Below are 22,700 nucleotides of genomic sequence, written 5' to 3'. Positions count from 1 at the left end.
TAAGCCTTGATCGCGGTGTGAAGGTGCAAACCTTCCCGCCGCGTCTTTGCTACCCCCAAAAGGGGTGCTTTTTAGTCAGCGTTTCTTCGAGTAATCGATAAACCCGGTCAAAAAGGCCCCACTTATATCGTTCTTTAGGATTACCCATGAAAAACCAGAAAATCCGCATCCGTCTGAAGGCTTACGATTACAAGTTGATCGATCAGTCTGCTGCTGAGATCGTAGAAACCGCCAAGCGCACCGGCGCTGTTGTTCGTGGTCCAGTACCACTGCCAACACGTATCCGTCGCTACGACATTCTGCGTTCGCCGCACGTCAACAAGACATCGCGCGATCAGTTTGAAATGCGTACCCACCAGCGCTTGATGGACATTGTCGATCCTACCGACAAGACCGTCGACGCTCTGATGCGTCTGGATTTGCCAGCCGGTGTTGACGTCGAAATCGCTCTGCAGTAATTCTGCCTAGCTGTTCGAGTTACATCGAAAGAAACGCCATGCAACCGCATGGCGTTTTTTTTCGTCTGCACGTTTCCTTCTGACGCTGCAGGAGCAATGGCGACTGTCCGTTTATCCTGAACAGAACAAGAGCTTTGCTCTCAGGTGTTTCATGGCTAGTTCATCATGGTGTTGTGATTGGGAAAAAGCGGGTTTTGGTCTACTTTTTACGACCGGACACACTTTGCCAGGGCTACAAATGCGACGATGGGCAGGGTTGAAGGAGGACAAGAATGATAAATCGGAGACGACAGCCGTTCCTGGCCCTGTGGTATTTCCTGGCGCTTTGGCTATGTCTGTGGGGAAGCAGTGCATCAGCGCAAGCGTGTGGGGACGACAAACCCATACGGCTGGCGGACCTGAGCTGGGAGAGCGCAGCATTTAGCACCGAGCTGTATCAGCAGATTCTGGAGAAGGCCTACGGTTGCAAGACCGAACGGGTTCCAGGCTCCTCGGCGGCTTTGGAAAGTGCGCTGGCGCAAAATGATATTCAAGTAATTGGCGAGATCTGGTCGGGACGTACCGAGATCATTGAAAAAGCCATTGAAGCCGGCCAGGTGCAGGTACTTGGTAATACCCTGAAGGGTGGGGCAGAACAGGGCTGGTATGTGCCGGACTATGTCATCGATGGCGACCCGGACAAGGGAATCAAGCCAACTGCACCCGATCTACAGAAAGTTGAGGATTTAGGGCGCTACGCCACTGTTTTTAGTGACCCGGAACAGCCCAATAAAGGCCGCTTCTATAACTGCCCCTCCGGCTGGGTATGTGAAACCTTCAATAGTCGCCTGTTCGATCTCTATGGTCTGGGCGAACACTATCAAAACTTTCGGCCCGGTACGGGCGCGGCTCTGGATGCGGCAATCAGCGCCGCCTATGACAGGCGTGAACCGATCCTGTTCTATTACTGGCAGCCTGCGGGCCTGATGGCCAAGTATTCCTTCAAGAAGTTAGCTAGCGCGCCTTTCAATGAAAGCTGTTGGGAAGCCGCTGTGTCGGGTAAGGGCAAGATCTGTCCAACGGACTTTATCCTGGCGCATATAGGTGTAGCGGCTTCTACTCCTTTCGTAGAGTCCCACCCCGAGCTGGTGACCTTGTTTGAAAAGATCCAGCTAGAGCCCGAACAGATGAACAAGATCATTTTGGGCATGACAGAGGGTGGGCAGAACGCCAGCACGCAGGTACAGAAGTTCCTGAAAGAGAATGCAGAGCAATGGCGTCAGTGGATGCCAATGGCCCAGGCAGATCGCTTGCAGGCAGCTTTGGAACCTCAGGCAATACAGCCGGTCGCCGCAGCGCAGTCCCGCTTCTTCCCGGAGTGGTCAGCTGCAGACTGGGTTAACCGTCAGTTGTTGGTGGCCGTGCAGGATTGGGGCACAGGTTTTCGCCAGATCAGCGCCTGGATTCTGACGCATGCCATTTTGCCGGTGGAGCGTGTCTTGCAGCAGGTGCCTGCCTGGGCGATTCTGGCTTTGACCGGTTTGCTGGCGTGGTGGGGACAACGGCGCTTTTTGCCTGTTCTGCTCTATGTAGCTGGCCTGTACTTGATAGGCGCTATGGGCCTGTGGGACAAGCTGATGCAAACCTTCACCTTGGTACTGGTGGCCACGGTCTTTTCTGTGCTGATCGGCGTCCCGGTTGGCATTCTTAGTGCTCGTAGCCGCCTGCTTAGAAAAGTGCTGACGCCCGTACTGGATGTGATGCAAACCATGCCCAGTTTCGTGTATCTGATCCCGGTACTGATGCTGTTCGGTCTGGGTAAGGTTCCCGCCGTTTTGGCCACTGTTGTCTATGCCGTCCCGCCCTTGATTCGCCTGACCAGCCTGGGCTTGCGACAGGTGGACAAACATGTGATGGAAGCAGCCCAGGCGTACGGGGTTACACGCTGGCAAATGCTGACCAAGGTCACCTTGCCGCTGGCGCGGCCCAGCATCATGGCCGGTATTAATCAAACCACCATGATGGCCTTGTCCATGGTGGTGGTCGCTTCCATGATTGGGGCTCAGGGTTTGGGTGAAGACGTGCTGGCTGGTATTCAGACACTGGATATAGGACGTGGTTTGCAGGCGGGGGTGGCGATTGTGATCCTGGCCATTGTTATTGACCGAATCTCTCAATCCTTTGGTCGTTCTCAGCGTCACCGTCGCAAGGTCAGGAGGCAAGCATGAATACCATTCCTACCCCCTCGGGTGAGCAGGCCTGCAAGATAGAACTGCGAGACGTTTATAAGGTCTTTGGGAGCCGGGCGACCGAAGCCGTAGAGCTGTTAAAGCAGGGGGCCGACAAGCAGGCCGTGCAAAAGCAGACAGATTGCATCGTAGGCCTGGCAGGGGTCGATGCCTGCTTTCCCGCGCAGCAGATATCCTGCGTCATGGGTTTATCCGGTTCAGGCAAATCCACGCTGGTGCGCCACATCAACCGTTTGATCGACCCCAGTGCCGGGCAGGTGTTGGTGGATGGACAGGACATATTGCAGCTGGACATGGCCAGCTTGCGACAATTTCGCCGCTATGGGATCAGCATGGTCTTTCAGGCCTTTGGCTTGTTACCCCATTTGACGGTGGTGGAGAACGTCGCCTTCGGTCTGGAGGTCCGAGGAGACAAGCGTTCACAGGCCAGAGAGCAGGCTCGGCAATGGCTGGAGCGCGTGGGTCTGCATGATTATGCCGATAACTATCCGGACGAATTGTCAGGCGGGATGCAGCAACGAGTAGGACTTGCCCGAGCCTTGGCCGTTGATGCAGACATTCTTTTGATGGACGAAGCCTTCTCGGCCCTGGATCCCTTGATTCGCTACGAGATGCAGGATGAGCTTTTACGCCTGCAAAACAGCCTGAACAAAACCATCATCTTTATTACTCACGATATTGATGAGGCATTACGGTTGGGCCAGCATATTGTGGTGCTACGTGAGGGCAGGGTGGAACAAAGCGGTACTCCGGCTCAAATTCGTGATGAACCGGTGAACGAATACGTGGCTCGTTTTGTCAATAAGGCGCATCAATAGAAAATGCGCGGCAGATCAATTTTTCTGATTCAGACTGTGTAGCCAAGCACCCCGAATTCAAAAAAACTGTTGTCAATCAAGCAGTTTAGGGCGGATTTTTGCAGTAAATCTTGCTTGGCTTTACAGCTGCGTGCTATATTTACTAGCTTAGCCAAAAAGTTTTGGCTATGGTCGTCGCGCAAATTATTGCGTGTACTCTCAGTTAGCCCTGACCAATCGTAGTCAGGAATGGAGAAAACGATGTCGAACTCGACACCTACGCCTGCCGCGTGGCGGCTGGGCCTTGTTGGGCGTAAAGTTGGCATGACCCGTGTGTTTACAGAGGAAGGCGAGTCCATCCCTGTGACCGTGCTGGACGTGTCCAACAACCGCATCACCCAGGTCAAGACGCCCGCAGTTGACGGTTACGCTGCTGTACAGGTTGCCTTTGGCACCCGTCGTGCAACACGCGTTACCAAGCCCCAGGCAGGGCACTATGCAAAAGCTGGCGTTGAAGCTGGCAGCATCCTGAAAGAATTCCGCCTCGACCCCGCTGCTATCGCCGAGCTTTCCGCCGGTTCCGTAGTTGCTGTGGAAAGCATTTTCGAAGCGGGTCAGAAGGTTGACGTTACGGGCACCACGATCGGTAAAGGCTTTGCCGGTACCATCAAACGCCACAATTTTGGCGGCCAGCGTAACAGCCACGGTAACTCGCGCTCGCACCGCGTACCCGGTTCCATTGGTCAAGCCCAGGATCCAGGCCGTGTGTTCAAAGGTAAAAAAATGTCGGGCCATATGGGTGACGTTACCCGTACGGTTCAGAATCTTGACGTGATCCGCGTCGACGCCGAGCGTGGCTTGTTGCTGGTCCGGGGCGCTGTCCCAGGTCACAAGAATGCCAATATCGTTGTGCGCCCTGCTGTGAAAGGAGCCTAATCCATGGAACTGAAGCTCCTGAACGAACAAGGCCAAGCTGCATCCACATTGCAGGCCAACGAAACCGTTTTCGGTCGTGAATTCAACGAAGCACTGGTTCACCAGATCGTTGTTGCATACCAAGCCAATGCTCGCAGCGGTAACAGCAAGCAATTGACTCGTGCCGAAGTCAACCACAGCACCAAGAAGCCATGGCGCCAGAAAGGCACCGGCCGCGCTCGTGCTGGTATGACATCCTCGCCCGTGTGGCGTGGAGGCGGTCGTGCATTCCCCAACACCGGTGAAGAAAACTACGCACACAAGGTCAACAAGAAGATGTACCGCGCAGGTATCAGCGCGATTCTGTCTCAGTTGGTCCGTGACGAGCGTCTGTTGGTTGTTGATTCCTTCACTCTGGAAGCACCCAAGACCCGTCTGGCAGCCAACAAGCTGAAAGACCTGGGCCTGGAATCCGTGCTGATCATCACCGACGCGCTGGACGAGAACGTGTACCTGGCTACGCGTAACCTGCCTCACGTTGCTGTGGTTGAACCACGCTACGCCGACCCGCTGTCCCTGATCCACTACAAAAAAGTGTTGGTCACCAAAGCGGCTGTCGCTCAGTTTGAGGAGATGTTGGGATGAACGCCGAACGTCTATTGCAAGTAATTCTGGCTCCTGTCGTGACTGAAAAAGCCACGTACGTTGCCGAAAAAAATCAGCAAATCGCTTTCCGCGTCGCTCCTGATGCTACCAAGCCTGAAATCAAAGCTGCTATTGAACTGCTGTTCAAAGTAGAAGTTGAGTCGGTGCAGGTGCTCAATCAGAAGGGCAAGGAAAAGCGCTTTGGCCGTTTCATGGGTCGCCGCCGCAGTGTGCGCAAGGCATATGTCTCGCTCAAGCCCGGTCAGGAACTCGACTTTTCTGAGGTGAACTAATATGGCATTGGTAAAAGTAAAACCAACGTCGCCAGGTCGCCGTGGCATGATCAAAGTGGTTCACCCTGAACTGCACAAAGGCGCTCCTTACGCGGCTTTGCTGGAAAAGAAATCCAGCAGTGCTGGCCGTAACAACAACGGCCACATCACGGTTCGTCACCGTGGCGGCGGTCACAAGCAGCATTACCGTATTGTCGACTTCCGTCGCAACAAGGACGGTATTCCTGCGAAAGTAGAACGTCTGGAATACGACCCTAACCGCAGCGCTCACATCGCATTGGTGTGCTACGCAGACGGCGAGCGTCGTTACATCATCGCCCCTCGTGGTCTGGAAGTGGGTGCAACGGTTGTGTCTGGCGCGGAAGCTCCTATCCGTTCCGGCAACACTTTGCCTATCCGCAACATTCCTGTGGGTCAAACCATTCACTGCATCGAGATGCTGCCTGGTAAGGGTGCTCAAATCGCTCGTTCCGCTGGTGGTTCCGCTGTGTTGCTGGCTCGTGAAGGCACGTACGCTCAAGTGCGTCTGCGTTCCGGTGAGGTTCGCCGCATTCACATCGACTGCCGCGCCACGATTGGCGAAGTCAGCAACCACGATCACAGCCTGCGTCAAATCGGTAAAGCCGGTGCTGTTCGCTGGCGTGGTATTCGTCCTACCGTTCGCGGTGTGGCGATGAACCCAGTCGATCACCCGCACGGTGGTGGTGAAGGTCGTACGGGTGAAGGCCGTGAGCCAGTCAGCCCATGGGGTACTCCTGCCAAGGGCTACCGCACCCGTCGTAACAAGCGCACAGACAACATGATTGTTTCGCGCCGTAAGCGCAAGTAAGGGGCGAACACTATGTCACGTTCGATCAAAAAAGGCCCATTCGTTGATGCTCACCTGATCAAAAAGGTTGACGCAGCCGTTGTGGGTAACGACAAGCGACCAATCAAAACCTGGTCGCGCCGCTCTACCATCCTGCCCGAGTTCATTGGGCTGACGATTGCCGTTCACAATGGCCGTCAACACATTCCCGTTTATATCAACGAGAACATGGTTGGCCACAAGCTCGGCGAGTTCGCCTTGACCCGTACTTTCAAGGGTCACGCTGCGGACAAAAAGGCCCGGAGATAAGTGATGGAAACTACAGCAATTATTCGTGGAGTCCATATTTCGGCGCAAAAAGCACGTCTGGTTGCGGACATGGTCCGCGGCAAGTCCGTCGCTCACGCTCTGAATACGCTGACTTTCACTCCCAAGAAAGCCGCTGGCATCATCAAGAAAGCTCTGGAATCGGCTATTGCCAACGCTGAGCACAATGACGGCGCCGACATCGACGAACTGAAAGTCACCTCCATTTACGTGGACAAGGCTCAGTCGTTGAAGCGTTTTTCTGCACGAGCCAAAGGCCGCGGTAACCGTATTGAGAAGCAGACTTGCCACATTGTGGTCAAAGTCGGCGCTTAAGGAGTCACAATGGGACAGAAAATCCACCCAATTGGGTTCCGCCTGGCTGTTAACCGTAACTGGAGCTCGCGTTGGTACGCTGACGGTGCTGAGTTCGGTACGATGTTGGCTGACGACATCCGTGTGCGCGAATACCTGAAACGCAAGCTGAAAAGTGCGTCCGTTGGCCGTGTGGTCATCGAGCGTCCTGCCAAGAATGCTCGCATCACTATTTACTCGGCTCGTCCTGGTGTAGTGATCGGCAAGCGCGGCGAGGATATCGAAAGCCTGAAGGCTGACCTGCAGCGCCTGTTGGGCGTGCCAGTGCACGTTAACATCGAAGAAATTCGCAAACCTGAAACCGACGCTCAACTGATCGCCGACTCCATTGCTCAGCAATTGGAAAAGCGCATCATGTTCCGTCGTGCGATGAAGCGTTCCATGCAAAACGCCATGCGTCTGGGTGCCCAAGGCATCAAGATCATGAGCTCGGGTCGCTTGAACGGCATCGAAATCGCTCGTACCGAATGGTACCGCGAAGGCCGTGTGCCTCTGCACACCCTGCGCGCTAACATCGATTACGGTACTTCCGAAGCGCACACGACGTACGGGATCATCGGTATCAAGGTCTGGGTCTACAAGGGCGACATGCTGCCTAACGGCGAAATGCCTGTTGACACCGTAGCCCCTGAAGAGCGCCGCCCACGTCGTCCACGTGGTGACCGCCCTGAAAACCGCCGTCCAGGTGGTCGTGGCCGCGGTCCTCGTAAAGACGCTGCTCCTGCTGCGTCCGAAGGAGAATAAAACATGCTGCAACCTTCTCGCAGAAAGTATCGCAAAGAGCACAAAGGCCGTAACACCGGTCTGGCTACTCGCGGTGCGCAAGTTTCGTTTGGCGAATTTGGTCTGAAAGCCACTGACCGTGGCCGTCTGACTGCTCGCCAGATCGAAGCAGCACGTCGTGCAATTAACCGTCACATCAAACGTGGTGGCCGCATCTGGATCCGCATCTTCCCCGATAAGCCAATTTCGCAGAAACCTGCCGAAGTTCGTATGGGTAACGGTAAGGGTAATCCAGAGTTCTGGGTCGCTGAGATTCAACCAGGCAAGGTCCTGTACGAAATGGAAGGTGTTAGCGAAGAGCTGGCACGCGAAGCATTCCGTCTGGCCGCTGCCAAGCTGCCTATCTCGACGACGTTCGTAACGCGTCAGATCGGTGCTTAAGGAGACGTCATGAAAGCCAGCGAACTCCGTACTAAAGATGCCGCCGAGCTCCAAAAAGAGCTCGAGAGCCTGTTGAAAGCACAATTTAACCTGCGCATGCAGCGTGCTACTCAACAGCTTTCCAACACCAGCCAATTGGGCAAAGTACGTCGCGACATCGCTCGCGTCCGTACCGTCATGGCTGAGACCGCAGGAAAGTAAGATGAGCGAAACTCAAACTACCGCAAAACGTCAACGTACCCTGATCGGTCAAGTTGTCAGCAACAAGATGGACAAAACTGTCGTCGTTCTGGTTGAACGCCGCGTTAAACATCCCTTGTATGGCAAGATCATCGTCCGCTCCAATAAATACAAAGCGCACGACGAGACCAACCAGTACAACGAAGGCGATACCGTTGAGATTACCGAAGGCCGTCCTATCAGCCGCAGCAAGTCCTGGACTGTTGTGCGTCTGATCGAAGCAGCCCGCGTGATCTAAACGCTTGCTCAGATGTCCAGGCTTCGGCCTGGCTCTGGTAGGTCAAAAACCCCGATCTGTTTACAGATTGGGGTTTTTTTATGCTTGTCCACTTTGCTGTTGCTCATAGACAGGAGCAATGTTCGTATTTCGTCTTGTTGCCCGTCATGGCGCTTGAACCGTAGCTGAACTGAATGATCAAGCTTGGGGCTTAGCGGCTTGTATGCGTAAGCCGGAAGCCTTCACAAAAAAGCGGGAACAGCTTGTTCTATTCTGTGCGGTGGCAACTATGGGGCGAGGGCTATATCGTGCCAGCTACCCTGCATACGTACTCGGGGTAGGACGACAATCTGGGGGGCAGAGTTGTAGCAGCTTGCTGACTTATGGACGCGCGTCTTGCTTGCGCCATTGCGCCGGGCTGAGACCCACACTGCGTCTGAACGCGGCGCTGAATGCGGCCGCAGAGCTATAACCGATACGCTCGGCAATCTGCTCCATGGTCAGACCTTGCTCCAGCTGACGCTTGGCCAGCTGCATACGTAGTTGCAACAGTACTTGGGCTGGCGCCATCCCGCACAGCAAGGTAAAGCGGCGGTGAAAGGCAGCGCGTGACATGTTCAAGTAGGCGGCCATATCGTCCACCGACCAGGCTTTGGCGGGTTCACGCAGCAGCTGCTCGATCAGGCCACCAAAGGCAGGGTCACTTGCCAGATGAATCAAGCCGGCGGGCAGGGCACCTTCGGTGGGTGTCTGTCCTATTTGCTGGCGCAAGGTATAGAACAACAACAGCTCCACCAACTTTTCCAGCAGGCTGGAGTTGGCTTGCGGCTGGCGTCGCATTTCGGCCTGGATCAAGTCCAGCAAAGGGCGTCCTGAATCTGCATCTGTCTGAGAACCATCAATCAACAAAACATCAGGCACGGTCGCCAGCAGCAATTCGCTCAAACCACGGCCCAGATCCAGAAAACCACAGAGCAAGCCCGTACTGTGTGGCACTTGCGGCTCCAGGCTCTGCATGGTTTGTCGCCGCATGGCCGCATTCCAGTCTGGCGGCGTGGGGGAGGAGCTTAGGCGATGGGGCACATCCCGCAAGAAGAACACCGCATCACCCGCCTGCAAGGCCAAGGCTTCCTGATGCTGAATATGCAGCCAGCACGGCCCATGCAAGACCACATGAAAGCCTGCGCGTTGGTGCCCGTGCAGGCTGCTTTCCCATTGATTGCAGTATTGCCCCAAGTGAAACAGGCTGGCCGAGATCTCCAGCCCGGACAAGAGCAGTTCCTCCACAGGGTGTCCTGTGTCTTTGGAGTCGACAGCGCAATGGCTGTCAGGAAAGGCAGAGTCGCTCATGCAGAAAATATGCTTATTTCTTTTCGTGGATATTTTTAATATGAATACCGCTATGTTCGCACATGGAGATAAGGCGCCAGTCAATCGACAATGAAACCTTCTCGGATTAACTAAGGAATTGTCGCCATCATGACTCGCTTAACTTTGCATACTGTGGACTCCGCACCAGAGGCGGTCAAACCAGCCCTTGAAAAAGCTGTGCGTGGTAGCGGCTTTTTGTCCAATTTGCTGGCTATTTTGGCTAATGCGCCCGTTGCCCTGCAAGCCTATCAGGATATGTCTGCCTTGAACGCTACCGCCAGCCTGTCGCTGGTCGAGCGTGAAGTCGTGCAACTGGTTGCCGGTACCACTCACGGTTGCCGTTTCTGCGTGGCCGGTCACACCGCCATTGCGACCAATAAAGCCAAGCTGGACCCGGAAATTCTGGCCGCTTTGCGTGCGCGTGGCTTTGACCAGATCAACGACGAGCGCCTGCAGGCTCTGGCTCTGTTCAGTCGCGCCGTGATTGATACCCGTGGTCAGGTGTCGGATCAGGCTCTGGCCGATTTCCGTGCTGCCGGTTACGGCGACCAGCAGGCTCTGGAAGTGATTACCGGTATTGGCTTGGCGACGATCTGCAACTTTGCCAATAATCTGGCTCGTACGCCGCTCAATAGCCAGTTGGAGGCCTACGCATGGGAAACGCCTTAAAGCGCGCTGAGCAGCCTGTGCTGGTCTCAGAGCGCCCTGTTTTGTCGCCTGGCTTGGCCCAGTGGCTGGAAGAGCATGCCCTGTCGCTGGATAGCGATGCATCCCAGGCGCAGGCCTTGTTGCCTCGCCTGGCGCAAGACGGTTTGTTGAGCCTGGGCCTGAAAGCGGATTTTTCCGACTTCGGTGATGCGGTTCAATCCATCGTGGAAGTGGCCGAACATTCGCTGACGGCAGGTTTTGTCCTGTGGAGCCAGCGTACCTTTATTGAATACCTGCGTGACGTTCAGGACCCCGCCATGCGCGAGCGCTATTTGCCCGGTTTGCTGGATGGCAGTGTTGCCGGTGCGACGGGTCTGTCCAATGCCATCAAGTTTTTGGGTGGCATTGAAGAGCTGCAAGTGCGTGCCCAGCCTGAACAAGGACATTGGCAGTTTGAGGGCCGTTTGCCCTGGATTACCAATCTGCGTCCCGGCAGCTGCCTGGTCGCCATTGTGGCCGCCATGCCTGAAGAGCAAGCCGGTATTTGGGTGGCAGAACTGGGCGATCCAGGCTTGGAGCGTTCCGCAGATCTGGATCTGGTCGGACTGCGTGGCAGCAATACCGCCGCTTTGAAGTTCAATGCTGTGCGTCTGGGACAAGAGCGTTTGCTGCATCCCGATGCAGGCCACTTTGTGCGCTCGGTACGCCCCCGTTTCATGGCGCTGCAATGCGGGATGACCATGGGCTTGGCACGTCGTTCCTTGAAGCAAGTGCTGGATGCGCCACGCTGCCAATGGGTACAGGAGCAGCCCGCCCGCCGCCTGCTGGATCGTGTGCAGGAATTGTCGGATGTGCTGGTTGATGCCGTACGTAAGCCCGGCTCGGCCACGCCGCCTGATTTGTTCAAAGTCCGTATCGAGCTAAGTAGTTTGGCGTCGCAGGCTGTGGCCCTGGAAAGCTCCGCGATCGGCGGGGCGACCTATATGCAGGGCAAGCATCCGCAACTGCTGCGCCGTTATCGCGAAGCCATGCTGGTGCCTTTGATTTCACCCACGGTGGCGCAACTGAAAGCCGAACTTGGGCAGGATGCAGTATGAGTTCCGCCGCCCCCTCGCATACCGATTCTGAAGGGACCGGACTCTTGTCCGCTCGGGGGATCAATCTGGCCTACGGTGGCCAGACGATCTTGCAGAACCTGAACTTGAGCGTGCGCGCGGGCGAGATCGTGGCGCTGCTGGGCCCCAGCGGAGTGGGTAAATCCTCTTTGTTGCGGGTACTGGCAGGCCTCCAAACGCCCACCCAGGGAGAGGTGTCCTTTCTGGGGCAGCCCGTGCGTGGGGTTCACCCCGCTTTGGCCATGGCGTTTCAGGAAGCCATTCTCTTGCCGTGGCTGAATGTGCAGGCCAATACCGGTTTTGGTCTGGGCTTTGCACGCCAGCCTTCCGTATCCGCCGCCGAACGCCGCCTGCGGGTTGAACAGGCGCTGCGTCAGGTTGGTTTGTATGAAAGCCGTCATCAGCGTCCTGGTGCCTTGTCGGGTGGTATGGCACAGCGTGTTGCCATTGCGCGTTGTCTGGCTCGACGCCCACAAGTCTTGTTGATGGACGAACCCTTTGGCGCCCTGGATGAAGTAACTCGTCGCCAGATGCAGGAGCTGATTCTGTCGATACGCGATCAGACCGGCTGCGCCATTGTGCTGGTCACTCACGATATTGATGAGGCCCTCTTGCTGGCGGACCGTGTCCTGCTGTTAGGTGGCCGTCCTGCCGGTTTGCAGCGTGAATGGAGCTGCCCGGCCCACCCCCGATCTCATCTGGATAACTGGCTTCAGGCCATACGCCTGGAAATTGTGGCCAGCCTGGAGCAAAGCCTCTCCCAGGCGGTTCACGCTGCTGTTTTGTAAGGTGCACCTCATGATTGAATCTCCTACGTCCCGTACCCGTCGCGACTTGCTGAAACTGGCGTCTTTGCTGACCGTTGCGGGTGCTGCGCCCTTGCTGGCCCAAGGGACTGCCCGTGCACAAAGTGAGTCAAATGCGCCTTTGCGTATCGGCTATTTGCCGATTACCGATGCCACCGCCATGTTGGTGGCGCATCACAATGGGTATTTTGAAGAAGCGGGTATTGCGGTTGAAAAGCCCGTGATGGTGCGCAGTTGGGCTCAGTTGATCGAGGCTTTCATCTCCGGTCAGGTCAATCTGGTGCACTTGCTCTCGCCTATGACGGTGTGGGCGCGCTACGGCAGCAAAGTCCCTGCAAAGGTGGTGGCATGGAATCACATGAGTGGCTCTGCTATCACGGTGGCGCAGAACATCAGCTCGGCCGAGCAATTGGGCGGGCAGACGGTGGCGATTCCTTTCTGGTACTCGATTCACAATGTGGTGATGCAGCATGTGCTCAAAGCATACGGCCTGACGCCTGTCGTGAAAAACTCCGCTGCGCTGGCCCCCAACGAGGTCAATCTGGTGGTGATGGCCCCTGCCGATATGCCGCCGGCCTTGGCTTCGGGGCGGATTGCCGGTTTTACGGTGGCCGAACCTTTCAATGCCTTAGCCGAAACTCAGGGCATGGGCCGCATCTTGCGCTTTACTGGCGACGTCTGGCGCGATCACGCCTGTTGCGTGGCCTTCATGCACGAGCAGGATTTGCAGACTCGCCCCCAATGGTCGCAAGCCGTGGTGGATGGTCTGGTCAAGGCACAGATCTGGATACGTAGTCACCGTGCCGAGGCGGCCCAGATTCTGTCGCGTGAAGGCGGGAACCGCTATACCCCGCACACTCAAGAAAACCTGTTGAAAGTGCTGTCCCCGGACCCGGCGGATCGTGCGCAATACGTGAAGTCTGGCGTGATTCGTCATCCGGACTGGGACGACCAGCGTATCGATTTTCAACCTTATCCTTTCCCCAGCTACACCGAGTCCTTGGTGCAAATGCTGCAAGGGACCTTGATTCAGGGCGAGCGTGGTTTTCTGGAAGGGCTGTCTCCTGAACACGTAGCCAGCGATCTGGTGGATGACCGCTTTGTCCGTGCCGCGTTGGAAAAGCAGGGGGGCCTGGCGCAGTTTGGCTTGTCCGAGCAATACACCCGCAACGAGAGCATTGTTGTATGAGTTTGAGTGCGTCTGCTTCTTCTCCGTCATTGGCGCAGTCTGATCCGCGATCGGCTGCGTCTTTGCGACGTCCCAAAATGAATGCCTGGATTGCCAGCACCCTGTGGGGCTTGGGCGGTTTGTTGGCGGGAGTCGTGCTGTGGTACTTGGCCACAGCCTGGTCCAGCAGCCCTCTGATGCAGCAATTCGGACCATCAGCTGCCTTTCATAGCTTGCTGGAGATACTGGGCTGGTCCGAGACCTGGATGCACGTAGGTGCCAGCTTGCAACGTATTTTTGTAGGGCTGGCGATCTCATTGGGTGTCGGCGTGCCCGCCGGTTTGCTGCTGGGCTTGTCAGCGCGAGCTCACGCCGCATTGACTCCCTTATTCCAGTTCCTGCGCATGATCTCGCCCCTGTCCTGGATGCCTATTGCCGTCATGGCCTTTGGTATTGGGGATGCACCGATTTATTTTCTGTTGGGTGTGGCCGGTGTCTGGCCTGTCTTGCTGAATACAGCCTCGGGCGTACGGCATCTGAATCCGCGCTGGCTGATGCTGGGTCGCAGTCTGGCGGCCACCAAGCTGGAAACGCTGTTGTACTTGATTCTGCCCGGCATTGTAGGCTCGGTACTGACGGGTAGCCGACTGGCTATTGGTGTCTTGTGGATTGTGCTGGTACCTTGCGAAATGCTGGGTGTGTCGGCTGGTTTGGGTTACCTGATTCTGGATACGCGTGATCGCATGGCATATTCCGAACTGATGGCCGTAATTGTCTTGATTGGTCTGATTGGCTATCTGCTGGATAGCGCTTTGCGAGCCTTGTTTGCGGCCTTGGGACAGCGCTAAATACTCAGCCCATGGGCCGACAGGCGAAGAGCTTTGACTGTTTTGTATTTCCAGGAAAGACAAGTGACAGAGCATGCTCAGGCTATCTGCCGCTGCCAGTTTTGTTCTTGTAGGCGCTGGCAGTTTTACCTGGTGCTTAGTGGTTTTTCAGAAGCTGCAGAAAGATAAAAAAGGCCCTCAACATTGAGATGTTGAGGGCCTTTTTGGATTCAGTTTGAAGCGGTATTCACGGATGCTAATCCCGCACTGACTGGAGCCTTAGTTGGTACGTACGTATAGAAAAGTGATCTTGAGACGAGACTCTAGCTAGGCCTTGATCACTGCCTTCATGCAGCGACCAGGGTATTGTCCGCATCCTGCGTAATTGCTGTACGTGGACTGAGCTGGTCGACTAGCTCGCCATACCAGGATAAGGTGCTGCCCAAGGTAGCTACCTGACCGATCACCAGAATGCAGGGGCTGGCAAACTGATGCTGCTGCGCATCCTGGGCAATGTTTTGCAGCGTGGACAGCAAGGTGCGCTGCTCAGGGCGCGAACCATTTTCAATCAAGGCGCAGGGCGTAGTGGCACTGCGGCCCCGTTGTACCAGCTCATGGCTAAAGCCCAGAATCTGCTGCAAACCCATGTAGACAGCAACCGTCTGGCTGGTATCCAGCAGCGGGTTCCAGTCCTCAATACCATGACCGCTTTTGCGGTGAGCCGTCACAAACTGCACGGACTGCGCGTGGTCACGATGGGTAAGAGGAATACCGCTATAAGCCGCACATGCAATGGCAGCCGTGATGCCTGGCACCACTTCAAATGCGATGCCATGCTCGGCCAGATATTCCAGTTCTTCACCGCCACGGCCAAAAATAAAGCCATCGCCGCCTTTCAGGCGCACCACGGTTTGACCTGCTCTGGCGTGTTCAATCATCAACTGATGAATGCGGTTTTGGGTCTGGTGATGATCTTCGCCCAATTGCTTGCCTACAAAAATACGGTGGGCATCGCGACGAGCCAACTCCATCACCTGATCGGATACAAGACGATCGTACAGAATCACATCAGCACGATTCAGTGCACGCAGGGCATGCAGGGTCAGCAGACCTGGATTGCCTGGACCGGCGCCCACCAGAATCACGCGGCCTTGTGTGGCGCGGGGTGACTCAGGCTGTTGCAGCGCGCTCTCCAGGCTCAAGCGGGCTTGCTCGGCTTGCTGACTGCGCAGGGCGGCACCTACCGGGCCATCCAGCAGCCAGTCGTAGAAACGGCGGCGCGCACCCAGCTCGGGGCGGGCGCGCCGAATGGCGCTGCGGTATTCCTGCGCCAGACGGCTGATCGCACCCAGGCTGTGGTCCAACATGGTTTCCAGTTGCTCCCGTACTCGCCGTGCCAACATGGGGGCCGACCCTGCAGAGGAAATGGCAATAATCAGTGGTGAACGATCCACAATGGCAGGCACCTGAAAACTGGACAATTCGGGGTCGTCCACCACATTGACCAGAATGCGGGCTTCTTGTGCGTCCTGGGCAATGATCTGGTTTACGTCCCGTTTGTCAGTGGCGGCAATAATCAGCCAGGCCCCTTGTAGATGCTGGGCCTGATAGCGCTCCCGAATCAGGATAATGCGCCCTTGATTCGCCAGCTCTTCCAGACTGTCCACCACATAGGGGGCGACCAGCGTGACCTGGGCACCGGCGGCCAGGACCAGACGCACTTTGCGCTCGGCGATTTCTCCACCGCCGATCACTAATACCGCGCGCTGCTTCAAGTTGGCGAATAAAGGAAAGAGGTTCATGTCAGGCTGGCTGTAAAACTAAAGGAATCAAGCGGCTTGTAGGCTCGGCAACCACGCCAGCGCGAACCAGAAAATCGCCAAAGTGCTCGCCTTCCAGACGCTCGGCAGCGAAGCGGCCAAACAGCTCATCCAGAATGCTCAGAATTTCTGGTTCGGCAATATTTTGACGATAGATTACGTTCAGGCGCTCGCCGCTGAAGTTCGCACCCAGACGCAAGTCATAGCGACCCAGAGCACGGCCAACCAGGGCAATTTCACCCAGATAAGGACGGGCGCAGCCGTTAGGGCAGCCGGAGATACGCAGCACAATGCGCTCGTCGCGTAGCTGGTACTTGTCCAGCAAGGCTTCCAGCTTGGGCAGCAGGATGGGGGCGTAGCGTTCGCTCTCGGCCATGGCCAAACCGCAGGTCGGCAAAGAGACACAGGCAATCGTGCTGCTGCGTATGCCGCTTTGTGTCTGGTACACATCCAGCTTGTGATCTGCGACCAGCTTGTCGATCTTGGCCTTATCTTCTTCAGGCACATCGGCAATGATCAGGTTCTGGTTGCAAGTCAGGCGGAACTGTCCCTGGTGAATCTTGGCAATTTCACGCATACCCGTCAGCCAGGGGCCGACTTCGGTATCCATGATGCGGCCCGAATCGATACGCAGGCTCAGATGCCAGCGGCCATTGCTGCCTTGGGTCCAGCCGAAGCGGTCGCCATTGTGGTCAAAATGGTAGGGGCGTGACGGCTCCAGCGTTTGACCACTGCGGTTTTGCACTTCTTCCAGGAACCAGTCGGTGCCCAGCTTATCCACGGTGTATTTCAGACGGGCATGACGGCGCTCGTCGCGGTTACCGTGGTCACGTTGTGTGGTGATAACGGCCTCGCAAACGGCCAGCAATTGCTCGGGGCGTACAAAGCCGATCACGCTGCCCAGCCGTGGATAGGTGGTGTCGTCGCCATGTGTGGCACCCATGCCACCACCAATGGCGACGTTAAAGCCCAGCAACTGATTGTTGTCGATAATCGCGATCAGGCCGATATCCTGCGCAAACACGTCCACATCATTCAAGGGAGGCACGGCAATGCCGATCTTGAATTTGCGGGGCAGGTAAGTCTTGCCGTAAATCGGTTCAAAGTCTTCGCCGTCAATGGCGTCTTCGACTTTTTTGCCGTCCAGCCAGATCTCGGCATAGGCGCGGGTTTTGGGCAGGAAGGTTTCGGAAATCTTGTCAGCCCACTCCTGAACCAAGCCATGTTGCTCCGACAGCAAGGGATTGGTGGCGCTGACCACCTGACGGTTCACATCACCGCAAGTAGCCAATGTCGTGGACATGGCCTTGTTGATGGCTTGCAGTGTGGGTTTTAAAAAGGGCTTGCGTACGCCATGCCATTGAAAGGTCTGACGGGTGGTGATGCGCAGGCCAAACTGGGCCCAGTCACAGGCGATCTGGTCAAAGGCCAGCCACTGGGCGGGCGTGACCACGCCACCAGGCAGGCGGGCGCGAATCATGAAGCTGAAAGCCGGTTCCAGCTTTTGCTTGCGACGCTCTTCACGCTGGTCGCGGTCGTCTTGCTGATAGCTGCCGTGAAATTTCAGCAGCTTGTTGTCGTCTTCGCTGATGGCGCCCGTGATTGGGTCTGCCAGACCCTCGGTAATGCCACCGCGCAGATAGCGGCTATCAATTTTTACTTGCTCGATAGCGGCGATTTTCTTTTCTGTCATGTCCTTGCTTCTCAGTAAACGTCGCGGGCGTAGCGGCCCTGCGCCGAGAGTTCTTCCAACCAGCTGCGAGCCTGGTCTGCGTCCAATCCACCTTCCTGGCGGGCAATTTCCTGCAGGGTCTGGTGTACGTCCTTGGCCATCTGATTGGCATCACCGCACACATAAATGTGGGCGCCGCCCTGAATCCAGGCATAGACCTCGGCTGCTTTTTCCAGCAAGCGGTGCTGGACGTAAACCTTGTTTTCCTGATCGCGCGAGAAGGCCAGATCCAGGTGTTGCAACTGACCGTCCTGCAAGGCGCGTTGCCATTCGGTCTGGTAGAGGAAATCGGAGTGAAAGTGCGGGTTGCCAAAGAACAGCCAGTTGCGGCCTTCACCACCCTGAACGCTGCGTTCCTGCACAAAGGCACGGAAAGGGGCAACGCCGGTGCCGGGACCAATCATGATCACGTCACGGCTGGTATCTTCAGGCAGGCGGAAGCGTGTATTGGGGTCGATAAACACCGGCACGGTATCGCCTTCGTTCAGGCGGGCCAGATAGTCGGAAGCCACGCCCCAACGATCCTGCTCGTTGAATTGGTAATGCACATTGGCCACGGTCAGATGTACTTCTTCGTCCACCTCGGACTGGCTGGAGGCGATGGAGTACATGCGGGGTGCCAGGGGGCGCAAGGCTTGCACCAGCTCGGCAGCGCTCCAGGTGGCCGGGAAGCGTTCCAATACGTCCAGCACTTGATGGGTTTTCAGCAGCTCTTGCAAAGTGCTCAAACCTTCTGGGCCTACGGCTGTCTGTAGCACGGCATCGCTATTGCGCTTGGCCAGTTCCACCAGGAAAGGTTTGGTCAGTTGCGTCAGCTCGCGGTAGTGGCTAAGCCATTCTTGCAGCGTGTGCGACTTGTCCTGAATGGTGACGGTCTCTTGCGGGTCCAACTTCAACGTCTGGATAACCGCTTCGACCAGTTTGGCGTTTTGTGTAGGCCAGACACCCAGGGCATCACCGGGTTGGTACTTCAGGCCACTGCCTTCCAGCGACAACTCGTAGTGATAGATGTTGCGGGTGCTGTCGCGGCCCGTAATGCTTTGGCTTTGCAGCACGGTGGCCTGGAATGGATTGTCGCGGGTGAAGCTGCTGCGGGTCTGGGTTTCCAGCACCGTAACGTTGCTGGATTGGGCGGCAGGAACGGCCGCAGCGGCGTGGGCCTGGTGATCCGTTTCCAGAAACCCAAAGGCTTTGTCCTGCCAGGGGGAGGCGACCGTATCAATATCCAGATCAGCCAGCCCTGCGTCCAGAATGCGTTCCGCACCCAGCGCCAGCAGACGTTGATCAATCTTTTCCGCGATCCCACAGAACAGGGGATAGCTGGAATCACCCAGACCCAGCACACCGAATTTCAGCTCGGGCAGCTTGGGAGCACGGGCGCCGGACAGGAACTCGAAAAACGCGATCGAATCGTCTGGCGGGTCGCCTTCACCCTGGGTGCTGATAATGACGTACAGCAGACGCTCTTCTTTCAGCTCGCGCGTGGGGTAACGGTCGGCGCGCAGCAGGCGCACGGGGATGCCGGCGGCTTCGCAGCGTTGGGCAAAGGCTTCGGCGACGCGTTGGGCATTGCCTGTCTGGCTGCCAAACACAATGGTGGCAGGTCGTTGGGCGGGCGCAGCGGCGGCCGGGACCAAAGACAGTTCAGGAGAAACAGGCGCTTGAGCGGGAAGGCCGGTGTGGCGCACTTGCGCGACACCCGCGAGATAGCCGGACAGCCAGTTCAGGGACAGCGGATCGAGCTCGTCGGTAATTTGAGCAATCGCCGTGCGATTGGACTCCGAGAGGCGGGACAGGGCGTGCATTCTGACACTCGCTTATATAAATAGTTTGTCCCATTCTAAAGAGCGGTATCAGGGCTACGAACGATCCGATTCTTATTTGTTTATGAATACTCCGGTTAATGAAAAAGGGGCATAAGCCCCTTTCATCTTGGTCTAAGCGCGTGCGAAATACGTGTTATGGACGCAGTTCCCGACGCAGGATTTTGCCCACATTGGTGCGGGGCAGATCGTCGCGGAATTCGACAATACGCGGGGCCTTGTAGCCGGTCAGCTCCTTGCGGCAAAAGGCAATCACGTCTTTTTCCGTCAGCTCGGGATTACGGCTGATGACATAGAGCTTGACGATTTCGCCTGCTTTTTCATCCGGTACACCGACGGCGGCGGCCTCGACAATATCCGGGTGCTGGGCGGCGACGGCTTCCACTTCATTGGGGTAGACGTTAAAGCCCGAGACCAGAATCATGTCTTTTTTGCGATCCAGCAGGAAGACATAACCTTGCTCGTCCATATAGCCAATATCGCCCGTGCGTAAAAAGCCGTCGCGATCAAAGACCTTGGCGGTTTCATCGGGACGTTGCCAGTAGCCGGGAGTAACTTGCGGCCCACGAATGCATAGCTCGCCCGTTTCGCCCAACGGCAGGTCGTTCTGGTTTTCGTCGCGTATGCGTATGTCGGTAGAAGGAACGGGCAGCCCGATTGAGCCAGTGAACTCTTTTTTATCCAGCGGATTGATTGTGGCTGCTGGTGAAGTTTCAGTCAGTCCATAAGCCTGGGCCAGGGGTTTGCCGGTCGCTTCCAGCCAGCGCTTGGCGACCACTTCCTGCACTGCCATACCGCCACCTAATGTAAAGCGCAGCGAGGAGAAATCCAGCTTGCGGAACTCGGCATTGTTCAGCATGGCATTAAAGAGTGTGTTCACCCCCGTAATGGCAGTAAAACGCAGCTTGGACATGTCCTTGATCATGGAGGGAATGTCGCGTGCGTTAATGATCAACAGGTTCTCCGCACCCAAACGCAGAAACACCAGCAGGTTCGCGGTGAAAGCGAAGATATGGTAGAGCGGCAGGGCAGTAACAACGCAGTCGATCTGGCCTTCTCTCAAATACGGGCGAATCCAGGACAAGGCCTGGCTCAGGTTTGAAACCAGATTGCCGTGGGTCAGGATGGCCCCTTTTGCAACGCCCGTCGTGCCCCCGGTGTATTGCAGGCAGGCAATATCATCGTGGGTCAGCTTGACCGGGGCCGGTGCGCGGCCTCGGCCCTGAGCCAGTACGGCTTTGAAAGAGACGGAGCCAGGCAAGGACCAGGCAGGCACACCTTTTTTAATGTGGCGCACCACTTGATTGACCAGCCAGCCCTTGAAGCCGCCCAGACAATCCCCCACGCTGGTCACAATGACTCGCTTGATGGGTGTTTCGTGCAGGATTTCCTGCAGCACGTGGGCAAAGTTCTCCGCAATGATGATGGTTTCCGCGCCACTGTCTTGCAGCTGGTGGCGCAGTTCACGGGCCGTATACAGCGGGTTGGTATTGATAATGGTGGCCCCGCTGCGCAACACCCCATACAGACTGATGGGGTACTGCAGCATATTGGGCATCATCAGGGCGACACGATCGCCTTTTTTCACGCCTTGGCTTTGCAGCCAGCTGGCCAGGGCCAAGGCATTGGTCGACAGTTCGCGGTAGCTCATGCGTTTGCCCATGCTGATATAGGCAGTGCGCTGCGCGAACTCGGTACAACTTTGTTCAAATACATCCAGCAAGGACGAGTACTGCTGGGCCTGATCTTCGATAGTGGCAGGAATACCGGCGGGGTAGTTCTGCAGCCAGACTTTATCCATGAAGCGCTCCGAGGCGTGTAGGTTCAAGACAATCCCAGCAGGGCCTTTTTGAGCGATTCTTGGGCAGGCTTCTTGCCTAGCCAGATTTTCAACAAAGCAGGGGTCAGATCAGGGTGAGAGAGCTCTCCCAGCGTCTTGTCGTTGAACAGGATCTTGACCTGAGGGGTGTGCATGTCCAGCACCACAACGTCGCCTTCCTTGGCTTCACCCACCTGGCGCATCAAGTCTTCAAATTGCTTGATGACAGAGTCCAGTTCTTGTTTTTCAGGATCAGTCAGGTTGTTGTGAATGCCGTCTTTCAGGGCATCGATCAGGGTTTGGGCATCCAGGTCGCGTTTGAGGACCAGTCGGATTTGATGCGGCCCGGGGGATTGAATAATGGCTTCGGCATCCTGGGAAGGCGAAGCGGTATACAGGGCGGCGACGTACACATCAAAAACAACTTTCTTGCGCAGGCCTGCCCCATTCAGTTTCAGGCTTTGCTGCTCGACGGTGACCGTGTCTGGCACGGTGACATTCGCAACAGTCGCGGCCTGGGCGGCGGGTAGCCCCAGGGACAGACTTAAAATCAGGGCGGCACAGCGGGGGGTAAACATGAAGCGGTCCTCCGGCAAATTAGCGTGATTGTGTTTTCTGCTTGTAGAAGTGGGCGTCGGCGATATAGATGGTGCGTTCCACCGTGGTGTAGATCTGGCCTTCGGGGTCCTGGATCTGCACGGTAAACGTGGCTTCAGCCTCGTGGTATTGGTCTAGCTGTCCTCGTATTGCGTCCAGTTCATCTGGATTGATTTGAAAATTGGCGTACAGAGTTTGGTAGCCGGGGCGGCGATACTGAATCTCTGCATTCTTGTCCCAGACAATCACATGGCGTTGCAGCCCAGCCAGAAGCATGGTGGCGTGCACGCCGTCTGTAATGGCAAACAGGGAGCCGCCAAATAAAGAGCCATTGATGTTGCGAGTGCGACGACGCAATGGCAGGCGTACGACGATGTGTTGCAAGTTCGCTGAAACTTTGTGGACCCGCCCGCCGGTTGCCCGGAAGGCGGGGTGCCAGTTAAAGCCCAGCTGCAAAAAGCGCGCACGCCATGTGGGGGGTAGGCGTGCGAGCAGCTCCATGCGGCGACTGCGGGCCATAGTGCATCC

25 protein-coding genes are annotated in these 22,700 nt (G+C 56.4%); 18 read left to right on the top strand and 7 right to left on the bottom strand.

Annotated features, from left to right (window positions below; all coding sequences use genetic code 11):
• The first annotated feature begins 146 nt into the window (after positions 1-146).
• From rpsJ to rpsQ, 13 genes are all read left to right on the top strand, one after another.
• Complete coding sequence (rpsJ, locus tag N879_RS08375) at positions 147-458, top strand: 30S ribosomal protein S10 (protein ID WP_003803053.1); 312 nt, start codon at positions 147-149, stop codon at positions 456-458.
• 272 nt (positions 459-730) lie between these two features.
• Entirely contained in the window at positions 731-2,665 is a 1,935-nt protein-coding gene (locus N879_RS20970) for a glycine betaine ABC transporter substrate-binding protein (RefSeq protein WP_009462423.1), read from the top strand.
• Positions 2,662-3,504 (top strand): ATP-binding cassette domain-containing protein, encoded by an 843-nt coding sequence (locus N879_RS08365; protein WP_009462424.1) that lies wholly within the window; start codon positions 2,662-2,664, stop codon positions 3,502-3,504. The genes N879_RS20970 and N879_RS08365 overlap by 4 nt, the downstream gene beginning before the upstream one ends.
• A gap of 240 nt (positions 3,505-3,744) precedes the next feature.
• Positions 3,745-4,419 (top strand): 50S ribosomal protein L3, encoded by a 675-nt coding sequence (gene rplC / locus N879_RS08360; RefSeq protein WP_003803046.1) that lies wholly within the window; start codon positions 3,745-3,747, stop codon positions 4,417-4,419.
• Between the two features lie 3 nt (positions 4,420-4,422).
• Positions 4,423-5,043: a 50S ribosomal protein L4 gene (rplD, locus tag N879_RS08355; RefSeq protein WP_009462425.1), complete on the top strand. Its 621-nt coding sequence runs from the start codon at positions 4,423-4,425 to the stop codon at positions 5,041-5,043.
• Positions 5,040-5,336, top strand: coding sequence for a 50S ribosomal protein L23 (gene rplW / locus N879_RS08350; RefSeq protein ID WP_003803043.1), 297 nt, complete (start codon positions 5,040-5,042; stop codon positions 5,334-5,336). The genes rplD and rplW overlap by 4 nt, the downstream gene beginning before the upstream one ends.
• A gap of 1 nt (position 5,337) precedes the next feature.
• Positions 5,338-6,165 carry a 50S ribosomal protein L2 gene (rplB, locus tag N879_RS08345; RefSeq protein ID WP_003803041.1) on the top strand — a complete coding sequence of 276 codons (828 nt, stop codon included), beginning with the start codon at positions 5,338-5,340 and terminating at the stop codon, positions 6,163-6,165.
• A gap of 12 nt (positions 6,166-6,177) precedes the next feature.
• Positions 6,178-6,453: a 30S ribosomal protein S19 gene (gene rpsS, locus N879_RS08340; protein WP_003803039.1), complete on the top strand. Its 276-nt coding sequence runs from the start codon at positions 6,178-6,180 to the stop codon at positions 6,451-6,453.
• Positions 6,454-6,456: 3 nt separating this feature from the next.
• The gene (rplV, locus tag N879_RS08335; protein ID WP_009462426.1) at positions 6,457-6,786 is read left to right on the top strand and encodes a 50S ribosomal protein L22; all 330 of its coding nucleotides are present in this window, start codon (positions 6,457-6,459) and stop codon (positions 6,784-6,786) included.
• A gap of 9 nt (positions 6,787-6,795) precedes the next feature.
• Entirely contained in the window at positions 6,796-7,569 is a 774-nt protein-coding gene (rpsC, locus tag N879_RS08330; protein ID WP_003803035.1) for a 30S ribosomal protein S3, read from the top strand.
• Positions 7,570-7,572: 3 nt separating this feature from the next.
• Positions 7,573-7,989 carry a 50S ribosomal protein L16 gene (gene rplP, locus N879_RS08325; RefSeq protein WP_003803033.1) on the top strand — a complete coding sequence of 139 codons (417 nt, stop codon included), beginning with the start codon at positions 7,573-7,575 and terminating at the stop codon, positions 7,987-7,989.
• A 9-nt stretch (positions 7,990-7,998) separates the two neighbouring features.
• Positions 7,999-8,190, top strand: coding sequence for a 50S ribosomal protein L29 (gene rpmC / locus N879_RS08320; protein ID WP_003803032.1), 192 nt, complete (start codon positions 7,999-8,001; stop codon positions 8,188-8,190).
• 1 nt (position 8,191) lies between these two features.
• Positions 8,192-8,467 carry a 30S ribosomal protein S17 gene (rpsQ, locus tag N879_RS08315; protein ID WP_009462428.1) on the top strand — a complete coding sequence of 92 codons (276 nt, stop codon included), beginning with the start codon at positions 8,192-8,194 and terminating at the stop codon, positions 8,465-8,467.
• A gap of 360 nt (positions 8,468-8,827) precedes the next feature.
• Here the strand turns inward: rpsQ and N879_RS08310 are convergent, their stop codons facing one another.
• On the bottom strand, positions 8,828-9,796 hold the full coding sequence (locus N879_RS08310) for an AraC family transcriptional regulator (protein ID WP_009462430.1): 969 nt from the start codon (positions 9,794-9,796) through the stop codon (positions 8,828-8,830).
• Positions 9,797-9,925: 129 nt separating this feature from the next.
• Here N879_RS08310 and N879_RS08305 point away from each other — a divergent pair, with 129 nt between their 5' ends.
• The 5 genes from N879_RS08305 (at position 9,926) to N879_RS08285 (ending at position 14,402) form a co-directional block, all read left to right on the top strand.
• Positions 9,926-10,486: a carboxymuconolactone decarboxylase family protein gene (locus N879_RS08305; RefSeq protein WP_009462432.1), complete on the top strand. Its 561-nt coding sequence runs from the start codon at positions 9,926-9,928 to the stop codon at positions 10,484-10,486.
• A complete protein-coding gene (locus tag N879_RS08300; RefSeq protein ID WP_009462435.1) occupies positions 10,471-11,562 on the top strand; it encodes an acyl-CoA dehydrogenase family protein in 1,092 nt (363 codons plus the stop codon). Before N879_RS08305 ends, N879_RS08300 begins: the two co-directional genes overlap by 16 nt.
• A complete protein-coding gene (locus N879_RS08295; RefSeq protein WP_009462437.1) occupies positions 11,559-12,368 on the top strand; it encodes an ABC transporter ATP-binding protein in 810 nt (269 codons plus the stop codon). The genes N879_RS08300 and N879_RS08295 overlap by 4 nt, the downstream gene beginning before the upstream one ends.
• A gap of 10 nt (positions 12,369-12,378) precedes the next feature.
• Complete coding sequence (locus tag N879_RS08290) at positions 12,379-13,575, top strand: ABC transporter substrate-binding protein (RefSeq protein ID WP_022983331.1); 1,197 nt, start codon at positions 12,379-12,381, stop codon at positions 13,573-13,575.
• Between the two features lie 77 nt (positions 13,576-13,652).
• Positions 13,653-14,402, top strand: a complete 750-nt coding sequence (locus N879_RS08285; RefSeq protein WP_009462442.1) for an ABC transporter permease — start codon at positions 13,653-13,655, stop codon at positions 14,400-14,402.
• A gap of 326 nt (positions 14,403-14,728) precedes the next feature.
• Here the strand turns inward: N879_RS08285 and cysG are convergent, their stop codons facing one another.
• From cysG to N879_RS08255, 6 genes are all read right to left on the bottom strand, one after another.
• Positions 14,729-16,183, bottom strand: a complete 1,455-nt coding sequence (gene cysG / locus N879_RS08280) for a siroheme synthase CysG (protein ID WP_009462445.1) — start codon at positions 16,181-16,183, stop codon at positions 14,729-14,731.
• Position 16,184: 1 nt separating this feature from the next.
• Positions 16,185-17,894 (bottom strand): assimilatory sulfite reductase (NADPH) hemoprotein subunit, encoded by a 1,710-nt coding sequence (gene cysI / locus N879_RS08275; protein ID WP_009462446.1) that lies wholly within the window; start codon positions 17,892-17,894, stop codon positions 16,185-16,187.
• Between the two features lie 11 nt (positions 17,895-17,905).
• A complete protein-coding gene (locus N879_RS08270; protein WP_022983330.1) occupies positions 17,906-19,738 on the bottom strand; it encodes an assimilatory sulfite reductase (NADPH) flavoprotein subunit in 1,833 nt (610 codons plus the stop codon).
• Positions 19,739-19,892: 154 nt separating this feature from the next.
• A complete protein-coding gene (locus N879_RS08265; RefSeq protein WP_009462450.1) occupies positions 19,893-21,557 on the bottom strand; it encodes a long-chain-fatty-acid--CoA ligase in 1,665 nt (554 codons plus the stop codon).
• A gap of 23 nt (positions 21,558-21,580) precedes the next feature.
• The gene (locus N879_RS08260) at positions 21,581-22,153 is read right to left on the bottom strand and encodes a chalcone isomerase family protein (RefSeq protein WP_009462452.1); all 573 of its coding nucleotides are present in this window, start codon (positions 22,151-22,153) and stop codon (positions 21,581-21,583) included.
• A gap of 19 nt (positions 22,154-22,172) precedes the next feature.
• Complete coding sequence (locus N879_RS08255; protein ID WP_009462453.1) at positions 22,173-22,691, bottom strand: DUF4442 domain-containing protein; 519 nt, start codon at positions 22,689-22,691, stop codon at positions 22,173-22,175.
• Between the last annotated feature and the right edge of the window lie 9 nt (positions 22,692-22,700).

It is taken from the genome of Alcaligenes sp. EGD-AK7, from assembly GCF_000465875.3.
Lineage (GTDB): Bacteria > Pseudomonadota > Gammaproteobacteria > Burkholderiales > Burkholderiaceae_B > Alcaligenes > Alcaligenes phenolicus.
Note: the sequence above shows the minus strand (reverse complement) of the source record. Positions and strands in the feature narration are given on the sequence as shown.